The organism is Marinobacter sp. LV10R520-4 (genome assembly GCF_002563815.1).
Classification (GTDB): Bacteria; Pseudomonadota; Gammaproteobacteria; order Pseudomonadales; family Oleiphilaceae; genus Marinobacter.
In genome coordinates this window covers 3,083,591-3,097,673 of the sequence record NZ_PDJM01000001.1, presented here as the reverse complement: position 1 = coordinate 3,097,673, position 14,083 = coordinate 3,083,591, and the positions used below count along the sequence as shown (strand labels likewise).

The window sequence follows — 14,083 nt, the reverse complement described above, 5'->3', positions numbered from 1 at the left end:
CGGCGTGATTTGAAGATCAGTGGCCGCCCTTGTTTAACCTTTCTCTCTGCCAGTCTTTTTCAGGTTCGTTCAATACCAGGCTCAGGTCCATCACTTCCTCATCCTGATTGAACTTGATGTGGAAGCCCAGATGCTCGGCCAGGTTCAGCATGGGCCGGTTGTCTGGCAGTACATCCCCCACCATTTCCGCAGTGCCACGGGCCCGGCAGTAGTCGATCATTTTCCCCATCAGGGTCTTGCCCAAACCTTCGCCCTTCATTTTGTCGTGCACCATCACCGCAAACTCACAGCGCAAATTGTCGGCGTCTGTCCAGGTGCGCACGGTGCCCAGGGTTTCCTCGCCTTCGCCGTCTTCGCGGGGCGCGTTGGCAATGAACACCATCTCGCGGTCGTAATCGATCTGCACCATCTGCGCCACGTCTTCGCGGGAAAAATGCTTGCGATACTGGAAGAACCGATAGCGAATAGATTCTGGTGACTGAAGTTCGTGAAACGCCCGGTGGGCAGGCTCGTCTTCTGCAAGTACCGGCCGAATAATCACACGGCGGCCGGATCTTGGCAGCACTATCCACTCCTCAAACTCCCGCGGATAAGGCTGAATGATCGGTTTACCTGGTTTGTCAGACAGGTTGATTGCCACATTAACGGCCACCGCGCCTTCGTCGTTAAACAACAGCGGCGAAATTTCCAGCCCCTGAATCTCCGGAATGTCGATCACAATTTGCGACAGAGTCACCAGAGTTTCCGACACAGCGCGAATATCGTGCTCCGGTTTTAGACTGTGCTCTTTCAAAAGCTTATACATATAGGTGCGCCGCAAAAGCTCCCGCGCCAGCACCATATTCAACGGCGGAAATGCAATCTGCCTGTCGGTCATAACGTTAATCTGGGCGCCCGCAGCACCGCACACGACCAAGGGGCCGAACAGCGCATCACGGGTGATGCCCACGCTGAACTCAATCCCGCCCACATGCTGATAGGAGAACTGCACCGCAAAACCCAGGAAACCGCTTTCCGGGAAATGCTTGCCGTATTCCTCCAACAAGCTTTGACAGCCCTCAATAATGGCTGCCTCGCTGTTAAGTTTGGGCATGGTGCAGTTGTAGCGTTTCTGATTGGGACTGTAGGACTGAAACGGATGGCAGGCCTGCTCGTGCACCAGCGTAATATCCATGGGCCGGCGTTCTACCGAAAATGCCCCCAGTACCTCATCCACATCGTCACAAAATATCGTGTCTATGGCGCGAATGTTGTAATCACTCAGCACGCCACGCGCTTCTTCATTGGTTAAATAATGACGCCCGGCACGCAACGCGTTCACGATCACCCGGCGGGTCTTGCTGTGGTCTGACAAATGATCGGTAAACGACTCCGGGGTCTCTGCCAGCAGGCGCTGCACCCGCTGATGACGTACGTGCTGCATGAACGCCATCACCGCTTTTTCCGGGTTAAAAAACGACGGCACGCCGGCTCGATAGAACTCCTCGCGGGAATCCATCACCGTGCTCTGGCCCAGCCAGCAGGTAAACACGTTCAACCGTGTGCCCTTAATGGCCTGGATCACCGAGTTGGCAATTTCGCGGCTGTCGCCGGTCAGGCTTGGCGAGTACATCACCAACACATTCGCAAGCTCCGGTTCTTTCGACAAAATCTTCAGTACTTTGGCGTAAAGCTCTGGCGACGCGTTGTAGCCAAGGTCGATAGGATTGCGGCGCGTCCAGTAGGGTGGCAATAGCTCAGCCAGTGCCTCAATGGCCGATTCCGACAGAGTAGCCAGTTCCCCCCCGAGATACGCCAAACGGTCTACCGCCAGCACGCCCGGCCCAACACCGTTGGACATCATAACCAGGGATTCGCGGCGCAAGGGCTTCATACGCGTCAGCGTTTCCAGAGCATCAAACATCTGCCCCAGGCCGTCTACCCGCAGCACACCGGCGCGTTTGAGCATGGCATCGTAGATAGGGTCGCTGTGTTTGATGCCGGCCGGCAGTTCGTGAACGAACCATTCCGATTCCGGCACCCGGCCAGACTTCAAGGCAATAACCGGTTTTGTGCGCGACGCTACCCGCACCGATGACATAAAACGGCGCGGGTTAGGCACGTTCTCAAGATGCAGTAAAATGGCGCGAGTGCGGGTGTCTTGGGCCAGGTAATCGATAAGATCGTCATGGTCGATGTCCATACCATCGCCCAAGGTTAAAAAATACGAAAAGCCGACACCACGGGCAAAGGCCCAATCCAGCACCGCGCTGGCAATGGTGCCCGACTGCCCAACAAACGCCACCCGGCCCGGAATGGCCCCCATGTGGGCGTAGGTGGCGTTCAACTTACGTGCCGGCACCATCAGCCCGATGGTGTTGGGCCCTAGCACCCGAATTCCGCTTTCACGAGCGGCGTCCCGTACCGAATACATCAATGGCCGGCCGGTTTTGCTGTGGCTGCGCGACATACCACCGGTCATCACAATGGCGGTACGCGCACCGGCCTTGCCCAAGCGCCGAATCATTTTCGGTACGGTTTTCGGCGGCGTACAAATAATCGCCAGTTCTGGTACGAACGGCATGTCGGCAACGCTTTTAGCGCAGGCCACGCCGTGCACGTTGTCGTAATCGCTCGGGTTCAGAACCAGCAGCTTGCCAGGGTAATCGCCGCCCAGCAGGTTGCGCAAAACCATACCGCCCAGGTTGTCAGCCCGTTCAGAAGCACCCACCACCACTATAGACTCAGGATTAAACAGGCTTTCCAGGTATCGAGTGCTCAAGCGCAGGCTCCTTAGTAATCGGGATCACAAGAATCAGTGTATCTTAGGCGCTGTTTAATTGATGTAAAACGTCAATTGGCGCAATTTTGACCAGGATTAAGGTTAGACCAAAGAAAAACCGCAACCGATTTTTTCCTGATATGATAAAAAAAATACAATAAACCAGCGGGGCAGCCAACGTATTATGACCACGGCCTTTTTTTCCCACGACGACTGTAACAAACACAACATGGGTCCAGAGCACCCAGAACGCCCTGAGCGCATGGCCGCCATTCAGAGTTACCTGGCAGACACCGCGCTCAACCAGGATCTTGACTACGTTCGCCCGGATGAAATTACCCGCGATCAACTGCTGATTGTTCACCCGGAAAGCTATCTAAAGCAGCTCGACATGATGCAGCCAACCCGTGGCCGCGTGTTCACCGACCCAGACACCGCGATGATGCCCGATACCCTGCGCGCTGCGCGCCTGGCGGCCGGCGCCAACATTCAGGCGGTTGATATGGTGATGAGCAGCCAGGTCACCAATGCGTTCGTGTGCGCCCGCCCACCTGGCCATCACGCCGAGCGCAGCAAATCCATGGGTTTCTGTTTTTACAACAACGTGGCCCTGGCGGCCATGCGTGCACTGAGCTTCCATCGCCTGGAACGGGTTGCGATTATTGATTTTGACGTTCACCAGGGCAACGGCACCGTAGACATCGTCGGCGGTGATGAACGCATTCTTATGTGCTCAAGTTTCCAGCATCCGTTTTACCCGCACACCCATGTGCACCGCCAGGCTGAAAATATCATTAATATTCCACTGCCGGCGGATTGTTCAGCACTGGATTATCGCAAGGCCGTGGAAGCTGGCTGGCTGAAACGGCTACAGAAGTTCAAGCCACAACTGGTACTGATTTCCGCAGGATTTGATGCCCACAAGCTGGACCCGATGGGCGAGTTCAATTTGGAAACCGAGGATTTTCGCTGGTTGACCGAAATGCTGGCCAGCGTTGCCAAAGACCACGCCAACGACCGGATTATCTCGTCGCTGGAAGGTGGGTATCATCTAAAGGCCCTGGCGGAAAGCGTAGCCACCCATCTGGAGGTGCTGCACGCCGTAAAATGAATCAGAGCAAGCCTTGCGCGCCGCTGTTGACCGCCGCCATTAGCCTGCTTAATTAACCGGCCATCAACCAGCACCCGGCTCAGATATGGCGGTGGCCTGCTGCCATTGTGTGCTATCGCCCTCACGCTCCATGCGAATAACAACGCGCCGGTTTTGCGCCGGGTTTCCGGAAGCCGCGAATTGGTCACCGTGGGCGCGCACTATAATTCTGCTTTCCTCAACACCCTGGCTTTTCAGGTAGCCCGCCACCGCATCGGCGCGATCTTGCGCCAGCTTCCGGTTGTCAATCCGGCTCCCCCTTCTGTCGGTATGACCGTCCACCAATACCCTAGTCACCGTTGAATCGGCCAGTACATAGGCCACAACCTGATCCAGGCTGCGCCTGTCGGCATCGTTCAACGCCACACTGGCCGAAGAAAACAGAATACGGGAACCCTGCAACTGATCAAAATTAGCCGACAACAGATTACCTGCACAGGCGCGATAACCTTGAAATGGCGAAGCGAAGTTGACATTCGATACGTGCACCCGCACCGGTTGAGAATTGAACCAGGACTGCCGGGTAAGCGTTGGGGAAAGGCCATCCAGCAAGCCATAGGCAACCTGCATACTCTGGACAGCGCTTAATACGACCGCACTGCGGCCTTCCGGAACCGTCACCAGGCCCAGCGGTCTCGGCGCAACACCAGGGCGCCAGCTTGGCGCCTCAACCACCAGCATTCCCCTTCCAGGGCGCATCAGCGGCGTGTCGGGTTCCAGCGAAAAAAACAGGTTTTCACCCGCGCGATGGCGGAAGGTTGCGCGACCGTAGCCGGGCACCTGGTGTACCAGGGCACACTCAAAGACCGACTCCGTCAAATACCACTGGCTGTTTTCGATGCCCGCGCCAAAGCTGGATGCCAGCGCAGGCGCGCTCAGTAACGGGCAAACCACCAGGGCTGCCGGCAAACAACGGCTTAACAATTGCATTCGCAACGTCATCGATCACTACCTTTAGATGTCTTCGTGGCCACACAGGGTGGCCGTTCAACGCTCGGTTACCTAAGGTATCGGCCAGTCCCTTTGCATCTTTAGGTCGCCGTCCATTTTTATAGCGCCGCCGTTGCCATCGCAGCCCGTTGAGTAAAACAAACCCCACAACCTTCTGTTATACTTTTGCAGATTTTTCGGCGCCGCCGCGTATCTTTCACCTTTTGCATCTTTCACGTTTTTAAAACGCATCGGTTTTTTAATGAGTGGCTCGCAATCATGACCCAGCAACTAACGATTACCCGCCCCGACGACTGGCATCTGCACGTCCGTGACGGCGCCATATTGAATGACGTGGTACCCGCGACCGCTGCGGTATTCGGCCGCGCCATTATCATGCCCAATCTGGTACCGCCGGTGACCACTGCCGACCAGGCATTGGCCTACCGCAAGCGTATTCGTAACGCGGCCGGCAACAGCCATTTCGAACCGCTGATGACCTTGTATCTGACCGAAACCACTACGCCAGAGTGCGTGCGACAAGCCAGGGCCCAGGGCGTAGTGGCTGCCAAGCTTTACCCGGCCGGAGCGACCACCAACTCGGATTCCGGCGTAACCGATGTGGCCAATATCTTTCCAGCACTGGAGGCCATGGCCAATTGCGGCATGCTGCTGCTGGTACACGGCGAAGTGACCGATGCCGACATCGACATTTTTGATCGTGAAAAAGTATTTCTGGAGCGGGTTCTGGCGCCTACACTGGCGGCGTTTCCCACCTTGAAAGTGGTTTTAGAACACATCACCACCGCAGATTCCGCCGACTTCGTGCGTCAGCACCAAGGCGACAATCTGGCGGCCACCATCACCCCCCAGCATCTGATGTACAATCGTAACCACATGCTGGCTGGCGGTATAAGGCCTCACTTGTTCTGCCTGCCTATTCTTAAGCGCAATCGCCATCAACAGGCGCTGCGTGAAGCAGTGGCCAGCGGCGACAAACGGTTTTTTCTGGGTACCGATTCCGCGCCCCACGCCAAAGACCGCAAAGAAACGGCGTGCGGCTGCGCCGGCTGCTACTCGGCGTTTGGTGCTATCAGCCTGTACGCACAAGTATTTGAAGAATTGGGCGTACTGGAAAAATTCGAAGCTTTCGCCAGTTTCAACGGTGCCGATTTTTATGGCCTACCCCGTAACACAGACACCATAACCCTGGTACGCGAGCCCTGGACCATGCCGGATGAGCTGCCGCTAGCCGGTGGCAGCATCGTGCCATTGAACGCCGGTGAAACCATTTACTGGCGCCTGGCGTAATCCTTTATTACATTACCTTTTCACATAGCGCCATCGTTGGAGTTTGAGTGACCGAAGAAAACAGCCAAACGCACCCCATGTCCCGTCGCTTTCGCGGGTTTCTTCCTGTTGTGGTAGATGTTGAAACGGCCGGATTCAACCCCGCCAAAGACGCCTTGCTGGAAATAGCAGCGGTGATGGTCACCATGGACGAAAACGGCTTTCTGCACCGTGGCGAAACTTACCTGCAGCAGATAGACCCGTTTGAAGGCGCTAACTTCGAGCAGTCATCGCTGGACTTTACCGGCATAGATCCGTGGGACCCAGAGCGTGAGGCTGTGCCGGAACGCGAAGGCCTGAGTGAAATATTCAGTCCGATACGCAAAGCGATGAAGGCCTTTGACTGCAAACGTGCAGTTCTTGTGGGGCACAACGCCACGTTCGACCACAACTTTGTGTTCGCCGCCAGCATGCGCGCAGACATCAAACGCAACCCGTTTCATCCGTTCTCGACGTTTGATACCGCCACCCTGGCCGGCCTGGCTTATGGCCACACTGTGTTGGCCCAGGCCTGCAAACTGGCCCGCATCCCGTTTGACAGTAAAGAAGCGCACTCCGCGGCCTACGACGCGGAAAAAACCGCAGACCTTTTTTGCAGTATCGTTAATCGCTGGCAGGAACTTGGGGGCTTTCCACCCCCGCCTTTCGAATAGTGTTGTTGCAGAATTAAAAAATTGCAGAATGAAAAGCTGCGGTATAAAAAAAGCGGCGATGCTCATGCACCGCCGCTTTTTTGTTACCCGTATAATGTCTGCTACCAGTGAATGCCCCGCATAATTGCTGCAAATGCCACCTGGTCGGCGGATGCACCCTTTTCCGCGCTTACCTCTTTGCCTTTTTTAGGCATCGAATCCGGGAACATCTTGTAGCCGGTATTCATTAGAATTTCACTCGCCTTGGGTGCCACCGAGTTTAGTACCTGAGCAAACACGCCAAGCCGCGTCGCAATGCGCTTGGGCCGGTAAACAATCGCATTCACCACCATGTCCGCTGCCTCTTCCGGGCTCAGTGTGGGCACAGAATCGTAGATTTTAGTGGGCGCTATCATCGGCGTTTTCACCAACGGCATGTTGATGGTGGTAAAACAAACGTGCCGGTCTGACCACTCCGCCGCGGCGCAACGGCTGAACGAATCCAGTGCCGCTTTAGAAGCGACATAGGCCGAAAAGCGCGGCGCGTTTGTCAGCACACCAATAGACGAAATATTGATGATGTGGCCACGGCGACGTTCTAACATGGCCGGCGCAAAGCCCATGATCAAACGCAACGAACCAAAATAGTTCAGCTGCATGGTGCGTTCAAAATCGTGAAAACGATCAAAGGACTTGTCCAGTGAGCGGCGTATGGAGCGGCCGGCATTGTTTATCAGCACATCCACCGCACCGTGGTTCTCGCTAACGGTTTGAATAAACCGGTCACAGGCGTCCATGTTCGCAAAGTCACACTGATAAGCATGTACATCGGCGCCTCGCGCGTTCAATTGCGCGCTCACTTGGTCCAGGGTTTCCTGGGTGCGCGCTCCAATCACCAGAATCGCACCCGCGGCCGCAAGCTTCTCCGCTGTCGCCAGACCAATACCGGAGGTGGCGCCGGTTACCACGCACACTTTACCTTCCACCGTGCCGCGCAGAGTGCGGTCTTTGAACAGGTCCGGGTCCAGATTGCGCTCCCAGTAATCCCAGATCACCGGTGCGTAGTCTGGCAGGCGGGGCACTTCTATGCCGGTGCCCTGCAACACGCGCTCGGTTTCGCGGGCATCAAAGCGGGTGGGATAATTGATAAAAGACAGCACCGATGCAGGAATACCCAGATCATCCAGCAGAGCGCGACTCATACGCTTCACCGGCGGCAAATTCTTCAGGCTCTGGCGAATAAACGGTGGCACAAATCCGAACATGCGCGAATCAATACGCATGCCCATTTTGGGTGCATGGCCCGCCTCACAAAACATATTGAGTATTTCACCCACCTTGTACGGGTCAGAATCCACCAGATGGAAACACTTGCCGTCTTCGCCTGGCAGGTGGGCAATATGGTCCAACGCATCCGCCACAAAATTCACCGGCACAATGTTCAGACGGCCGCCTTCAAGGCCTATGGTGGGCACCCACTGGGGCAGCGCGCCGCGAATTTTCTGAATCATTTTGAAGAAGTAATAAGGCCCGTCTACCTTGTCCATTTCACCGGTAGCGGAGTCGCCAATCACCATCCCCGGGCGGTAAATGCGGAACGGCACCTTGCATTCGTCGCGTACCACCCGCTCAGACTCGTGTTTGGTGCTGAAGTAAGGGTGGTCCAGCTTACCGGCTTCGGCAAACATGTCTTCACGGAAAGTGCCTTTAAACAGACCGGCTACCGCGATGGACGACACGTGATGAAAAATTCCGGCGCCAAGTGCCTCGGCTGCGGCCACGGCAGCGTGAGTGCCATCAATGTTGGCGGCTTGCTGTGATTCTTCACTGGCCGACATATCGTAAATGGCCGCCAGGTGAAAAAAGTGATCAATCTTTCCGCTCAGCTGCTTCAATGTTTTTTTATCAAGGCCAAGGCCCGGGGCCGTCAAATCGCCTACCACCGCCTTGATCTGTTTTTCATCAGCGCCCAGCTTCTCCCGCAGGTCCGCCAGCTTTTGCACCGACTGCTCACGCACGAGCACATGAACGATGGCGCCGCGCGCCAGCAACCTGGCTATCAAAAACCGACCGATAAACCCGGTGCCGCCTGTTACAAAATAATTCATGCATTATCCGCCCTAATGGTTACGTTATTGTAAAAATAAGTTATAGCAGTATTTGCGTATAAAGACCCAAGGCATTGAGGTTTTAGCAACCCGCGGCCATCAATGCGATAATCGGGAACTTTCGACGCACACCCGCGTCTGTTATCCATCGTATCTGTTGTTTGGAATAACTTCATGTCCCAGAAAAACCCCAACGCCGAGCGCTACATTGCCATCGCACGCGCCTGCCTGAAAGCCATCAACGACACCGCCGCCAAAGCGGGCGATCGGGAGCAAAAAATTCAGGCCGTTTACGAAGCCATAGACACCGCTTTTCAGGCCGAATTCAAAAGCCAGCGACAGACTGTTGCGGTTATGGCAACAGTACTGGAACGCATTGCTTCTGGCGAGCTCAGCGCAGACAAAGCCGCTGACCTGGCGCGAAAAACCTTAAATCAGCAACCCCAGACCCACGGCAAAACAAGGATGCACTGAAATGATGCCTACCCTGATGCGGCTACCACGCCGAAACCGATTCTGGCCAGCAGCCCTGACCTTCTTATGTCTGTTATTCGCCAGTTCATTCAGCCTTGCCGCCCAGGAACCAACAAAAAGCCCCAACGACGCCAACCTGTATCGTTATTTGCAATTAGATAACGGCCTGCGAGTGTTATTGGTGTCAGACAAAAGTGCAGACAAAGCCGCTGCGTCTTTGAATGTAGCCGTTGGCAGCGGTGACGACCCCGCCGATCGTGAGGGCCTGTCTCACTTCCTGGAACACATGCTGTTTCTGGGCACCGAGAAATATCCTGAACCCGGCGAGTACCAGCAGTTCATCGCCAGCCACGGCGGCAGCCACAACGCTTTCACCGCGTTTCAGGACACCAACTACTTTTTTGACATACAGGCCGAATTTCTAGAGCCGGCTCTGGACCGTTTCGCCCAGCAATTCTCCGCGCCCCTGTTCACCGCTGAACTGGTAGATCGCGAACGCAACGCGGTGCATTCGGAATACAGTTCCAAACTCAAAGAAGACGGCCGGCGCTTTTTTTCAGTTCGCAAAGCGGTTACACCTGCCGAGCACGCCTTTCACCAGTTTGCCGTGGGTAATCTGACCACACTGGAAAACAGCGAACAACGGCCGTTGCGTGAAGACCTGGTCAAATTTTGGCAGCAACATTACTCTGCCAACTTGATGAACCTTGCGGTTTACGGACCGCAATCGCTGGATCGTCTGGAACAACTGGTGCGCGGCCGCTTTGACGCTATTGAAGACCGCAAACTGATGCAGAAGCGCCACCGCGCGCCTTTGGTTGATCGTGAGCAACTACCCACAAAAGTGACCGTGGCGTCGCTGAAAGACATCCGCAACATGTCCCTGGTATTCCCTATTGCCTCACAGCAGGACCAATTCCGCACCAAGCCCGCGCGCTACGTGACCAACCTGTTGGGCCATGAGGGCCCGGGCAGCCTGTTTGACGTGCTGAAACGCGCGGGACTGGCCGAAAGCCTGTCGGCGGGCCTGGGCATGGACACTGGCGATGGCGCCACACTGGAAATCTCCATGGCCCTCACCAAACAAGGCCTGGAGCAGCAAGACACCATTCTTCCGCTGGTGTTCGCCTACATCGACAAAGTGCGCGACAGCGGCCTCAGCGAGCAACGTTTTGAAGAAATGCGCAAGCTGGCCGACATTGATTTCCGCTTTAACGAAAAAAGCGACCCCGTACACCAGGTAATGCGCCTGGCCGGGCAACTGCAACACTATCCGGCAGCCGACATACTGCGCGCGCCCTGGTTGCTGGAAAGCTACGCGCCCGACCAGTACCGCGAAATTCTTGAGCAACTCACTCCAGATAACCTGCTGCTGTTTGTGCTGCAACCCGAACCCGATCTGGGCGAGGCTCGCGCTACCCAGTGGTATAACGCCCAGTGGCAGCAGGCGCCCTTGAGCGCCCAACAATTGAACCAGCCAGCCAATGACGCCCTGGCCAGCCAGCTTGCGCTGCCGCAAGCCAACCCCTTCATACCGGAAAACCTTGCCATGCTCAGTGGCAACACCATGAACCAGCCCGAACAGCTGCTGAGTGCTGGTGGCGATGATAGTGCCAATAATAGTGCCAATAATGGTGGCGGAATTGAACTGTGGTACGCGCGCGATACCCGTTTCGGCACTCCCAAAGCCAACGTATACCTGAGCCTGCGCACGCCCCTGGCACAGGAGTCCGCCCGCAACGCGGTGCTGCTGCGACTGCTGACCGACGCCCTGAATACCAACCTGAACGCCTGGGCCTATTCCGCGCGCTTGGCCGGGCTGGACTACAGCATTTACCCCCATCTACGTGGATTAACACTGAGGGTGGGTGGCTACAGCGACCAAACAAGCACGCTGCTACGCCAGATTCTGCAACAGGTAGCTAACCCGGAACTGACCCAACAACGCTTTGACATCGCGCGCCAGAACCTTGTGGACAGCCTGGTGAATCAATCCCGTAATCGCCCTAGCGAACAGATTGCCGACTATATTCAAACCGCACTTCTTGAGGGCGCCTGGCAGACCGAAGACAAGCTAAAAGCCGCTCAAGAAGTCACCCTGAATGACCTTCAAGCCTTCCAGCAACAGCTAATGACCGGCCTGGACCCTGTCATGCTGGTTCACGGCAACCTCAGCGCCGCGTCTGCGCTGAACATGGCCCAACAGGCACGGGGTCTGATCATGGCCAACAGCCAGTACACGAACGTAGAACGCAGCCGCATACGCCAGATTCCCGCAGGCGAAACCCGCGTGAATATGGACATAAGCCACCCGGATACCGGCTACACCTTGTACCTGCAAGGCCCGAGTACCAGCCTGGCAGAGCGCGCGCAATATCGGCTACTCACTCAAATTATCCGTAGCCCGTTCTACGAGAACATTCGCACCCAGCGCCAACTGGGCTACATTGTGTACGCAACGTCATTTGAAATGCTGGAAACCCCGGCGATCGCATTAGTCGTGCAATCTCCAGACACTCGCCCGCAGGCTATCAATGCCGCTGTGGACGAGTTTATGGAAAGCTTTGCCAGTACCCTGGCAAGTCTTGGGAGCAAGGATTTGGAGCAGGAAAAGCAGGCCGTTATCAGCGGCATACTGGAGCAAGACCGCCAGCTGGGCGATATCTCCGGGCGCTTCTGGCATGAAATTGATCGCGGCAACAGCAACTTCGACTCCCGCGAGCAATTGGTTACGGCGATTGAAAATGTCAGCCTGGCGCAATTGCAAAGCACTTTCCACACCGCCCTGGAACAACGTGAGCGGGCGTTACTGGTCACCTCGGAAGGCCAGATTACAGACGTAAGCGCAGACGTAGATTCAGAAGCAGACAAGACCGCGTCAGCAAATCACGACAATGCAGACGAACAAATGCAAAAACTCAGAGCCCAGCCGCCGGTCACCGAGGGCTAACAGCTCTTTATCTGAGAGAAGCCGCGGGCGCTTGTACTAAAACTGGCAGCGATTTCAGCCAACAAACTCACGCTGAAATCGCTGCCAGTCTTCAGCTTCATCCACATCCCAGCGCATGGGTAACAAACCAACGCTCAGCCCCGCACTTTCGAGTTTCTCGCAGGTTTGCCGCAGAACATGCTCGCTACCCCAGTGAATGCCATCCAACATGCCAGGCACCACTTTGCGCGCGCCAATCAACACATAGCCGCCGTCTTCCGATGGCCCCAACACCACATCAACGTGAAACAGTTTGTCAGCCGCCAGAAGAACATAATCGGCATCTACTGACGGGCAATCGCTGCCTACAATCATAGCGACTGTGTTGCTACACAAAGCACCGCTCAAAGCCGCGGCCATGCGATCACCAAGATTGCCGTCGCTCTGGAAACGTTGCTGCACGGAGTGCTGTTGCAATGTTTTCAACACTTGAGCTGCTTCTGCCGGGGGCGCACGATCACAGTCCCACCACAGCTGCAGTGGTAAAGCCGTCGCCAACAAATTATCCAGCACCGCCAGAGTTAACTGGCAGTGCGCCGCCAGAGCCCCCTGCTCGCCCAGTGCGGGTATTAAACGAGTTTTTACCTTGCCGGCTTCAGGCCATTTGGCGAACTGCATTACCAGCGGCTGGGCAGAGTTGTTTTCATTATTAGGCATTACGGACATCCGATCGGTAGGTTTGGGCCAAAGATTCAGCAGACTCACCGCGCCAATAGCGCCAGCGCAGCCGCCACATCAGCAAAATCGTTGCCCAGGCGCCTTGTTGTTGCCAGCGCCGGCTGTCTGTAATTACCGGGCTTGCTATGCAGAAAGAGCGCGACACATCACGCAGGCGCCGCGACAACTCGATATCTTCCATTAACGGCTGGAGTGCAAAACCGCCGAGGGCTTCAAAAGTATCGCGGCGCACAAACATCGCCTGATCGCCGGTACAGATACCGGTCAACCGCGAACGCTTATTCATAAACCAGGAAATCACACGAAACAACGGTCGCGAGCCACTTAAACGCACATCGAATCGCCCCCACACGTTCGGCCTTGGCCAAAACGCCTGCAATTGCTGCAAGGCATCCGCAGGCAACTGCGTATCGGCATGCAGAAACACCAACACCTCACCCTGGGCGACCGCAGCACCCGCGTTCATCTGCGCCGAGCGCCCCAACTCCAAACTCACCAGCTGGTCACAGCCAAACCGAGCCAAGTCTTGCGTGCCATCGGTGCTGCCGCCATCTGCCACAATCACCTCGTGGCCTTCAGCCCGCAGCGGCTGCAGCGACTGCAACAAAGCGCCAATCGCAGCAGCCTCATTCCACACCGGCACGATCACACTCAACCTTACATCCGCTTTCAAATCCGTCATCACAGTATTGATCGCACCGCTTCCAAAAATAAACAACCCGCGCAAAGCCTTGAGCCACACGCCTCAGCCCGTTATCATACCGCCCTTCTTGGCATTATGCCTTCGTAGCTCATCTGGATAGAGCGTCCCCCTCCTAAGGGGAAGGTAGCAGGTTCGAGTCCTGCCGAGGGCACCATTTGCAAATTCGCTAAAAACGACACCGCCCCATAATTGCCTGTTCTTAATCAAGTTAAGTGCCCCTAGGGGCTGTTGACAATTGCTCGTAAGTCTTTTGAAAGGTAAGAGCAAGCTCGTATAATGAAGTTCCGAAACAATAATCATACGAGCCC

The 14,083-nt window shown here is 55.8% G+C and carries 10 protein-coding genes and 1 tRNA gene; 6 read left to right on the top strand and 5 right to left on the bottom strand.

All coding sequences use genetic code 11. The features are described from left to right. Positions 1-16: 16 nt before the first annotated feature. Positions 17-2,761 carry a GNAT family N-acetyltransferase gene (locus tag ATG98_RS15060; RefSeq protein ID WP_098417957.1) on the bottom strand — a complete coding sequence of 915 codons (2,745 nt, stop codon included), beginning with the start codon at positions 2,759-2,761 and terminating at the stop codon, positions 17-19. A gap of 184 nt (positions 2,762-2,945) precedes the next feature. Between ATG98_RS15060 and ATG98_RS15055 the strand changes: the two genes are divergently transcribed. Beyond that, entirely contained in the window at positions 2,946-3,872 is a 927-nt protein-coding gene (locus ATG98_RS15055) for a histone deacetylase family protein (RefSeq protein ID WP_098417956.1), read from the top strand. 63 nt (positions 3,873-3,935) lie between these two features. Here the strand turns inward: ATG98_RS15055 and ATG98_RS15050 are convergent, their stop codons facing one another. Beyond that, on the bottom strand, positions 3,936-4,853 hold the full coding sequence (locus ATG98_RS15050; protein WP_098417955.1) for a flagellar protein MotY: 918 nt from the start codon (positions 4,851-4,853) through the stop codon (positions 3,936-3,938). A gap of 267 nt (positions 4,854-5,120) precedes the next feature. On the opposite strand from ATG98_RS15050, the gene pyrC reads away from it, so the two are divergent. Both pyrC and rnt read left to right on the top strand, forming a co-directional pair. After that, positions 5,121-6,152: a dihydroorotase gene (pyrC, locus tag ATG98_RS15045; protein ID WP_098417954.1), complete on the top strand. Its 1,032-nt coding sequence runs from the start codon at positions 5,121-5,123 to the stop codon at positions 6,150-6,152. A gap of 47 nt (positions 6,153-6,199) precedes the next feature. Further along, complete coding sequence (gene rnt / locus ATG98_RS15040; RefSeq protein ID WP_018403821.1) at positions 6,200-6,844, top strand: ribonuclease T; 645 nt, start codon at positions 6,200-6,202, stop codon at positions 6,842-6,844. A gap of 101 nt (positions 6,845-6,945) precedes the next feature. On the opposite strand, the gene ATG98_RS15035 is transcribed toward rnt, so the two are convergent. Next, positions 6,946-8,931 carry an SDR family oxidoreductase gene (locus ATG98_RS15035; protein ID WP_098417953.1) on the bottom strand — a complete coding sequence of 662 codons (1,986 nt, stop codon included), beginning with the start codon at positions 8,929-8,931 and terminating at the stop codon, positions 6,946-6,948. Positions 8,932-9,105: 174 nt separating this feature from the next. Here ATG98_RS15035 and ATG98_RS15030 point away from each other — a divergent pair, with 174 nt between their 5' ends. After that, positions 9,106-9,405, top strand: coding sequence for a hypothetical protein (locus ATG98_RS15030; RefSeq protein WP_018403832.1), 300 nt, complete (start codon positions 9,106-9,108; stop codon positions 9,403-9,405). Between the two features lies 1 nt (position 9,406). Further along, positions 9,407-12,355 carry an insulinase family protein gene (locus ATG98_RS15025; protein ID WP_098423725.1) on the top strand — a complete coding sequence of 983 codons (2,949 nt, stop codon included), beginning with the start codon at positions 9,407-9,409 and terminating at the stop codon, positions 12,353-12,355. A 54-nt stretch (positions 12,356-12,409) separates the two neighbouring features. Here the strand turns inward: ATG98_RS15025 and ATG98_RS15020 are convergent, their stop codons facing one another. Together ATG98_RS15020 and ATG98_RS15015 are read right to left on the bottom strand one after the other, a co-directional pair. Beyond that, complete coding sequence (locus tag ATG98_RS15020; RefSeq protein ID WP_098417951.1) at positions 12,410-13,051, bottom strand: TIGR04282 family arsenosugar biosynthesis glycosyltransferase; 642 nt, start codon at positions 13,049-13,051, stop codon at positions 12,410-12,412. Further along, entirely contained in the window at positions 13,044-13,790 is a 747-nt protein-coding gene (locus ATG98_RS15015; protein ID WP_098417950.1) for a TIGR04283 family arsenosugar biosynthesis glycosyltransferase, read from the bottom strand. The genes ATG98_RS15020 and ATG98_RS15015 overlap by 8 nt, the downstream gene beginning before the upstream one ends. Before the next feature lie 62 nt (positions 13,791-13,852). Here ATG98_RS15015 and ATG98_RS15010 point away from each other — a divergent pair. Beyond that, a tRNA-Arg gene (locus ATG98_RS15010) sits at positions 13,853-13,929 on the top strand. The last annotated feature ends 154 nt before the right edge of the window (positions 13,930-14,083 follow it).

Coding starts and splice junctions, on each gene's coding strand:
- ATG98_RS15050 (WP_098417955.1), bottom strand. CDS start 4,853: ATGACGTTGCGAATGCAATTGTTAAGCCGTTGTTTGCCGGCAGCCCTG.
- ATG98_RS15055 (WP_098417956.1), top strand. CDS start 2,946: ATGACCACGGCCTTTTTTTCCCACGACGACTGTAACAAACACAACATG.
- ATG98_RS15020 (WP_098417951.1), bottom strand. CDS start 13,051: ATGCCTAATAATGAAAACAACTCTGCCCAGCCGCTGGTAATGCAGTTC.
- ATG98_RS15030 (WP_018403832.1), top strand. CDS start 9,106: ATGTCCCAGAAAAACCCCAACGCCGAGCGCTACATTGCCATCGCACGC.
- pyrC (WP_098417954.1), top strand. CDS start 5,121: ATGACCCAGCAACTAACGATTACCCGCCCCGACGACTGGCATCTGCAC.
- ATG98_RS15035 (WP_098417953.1), bottom strand. CDS start 8,931: ATGAATTATTTTGTAACAGGCGGCACCGGGTTTATCGGTCGGTTTTTG.
- ATG98_RS15025 (WP_098423725.1), top strand. CDS start 9,407: ATGATGCCTACCCTGATGCGGCTACCACGCCGAAACCGATTCTGGCCA.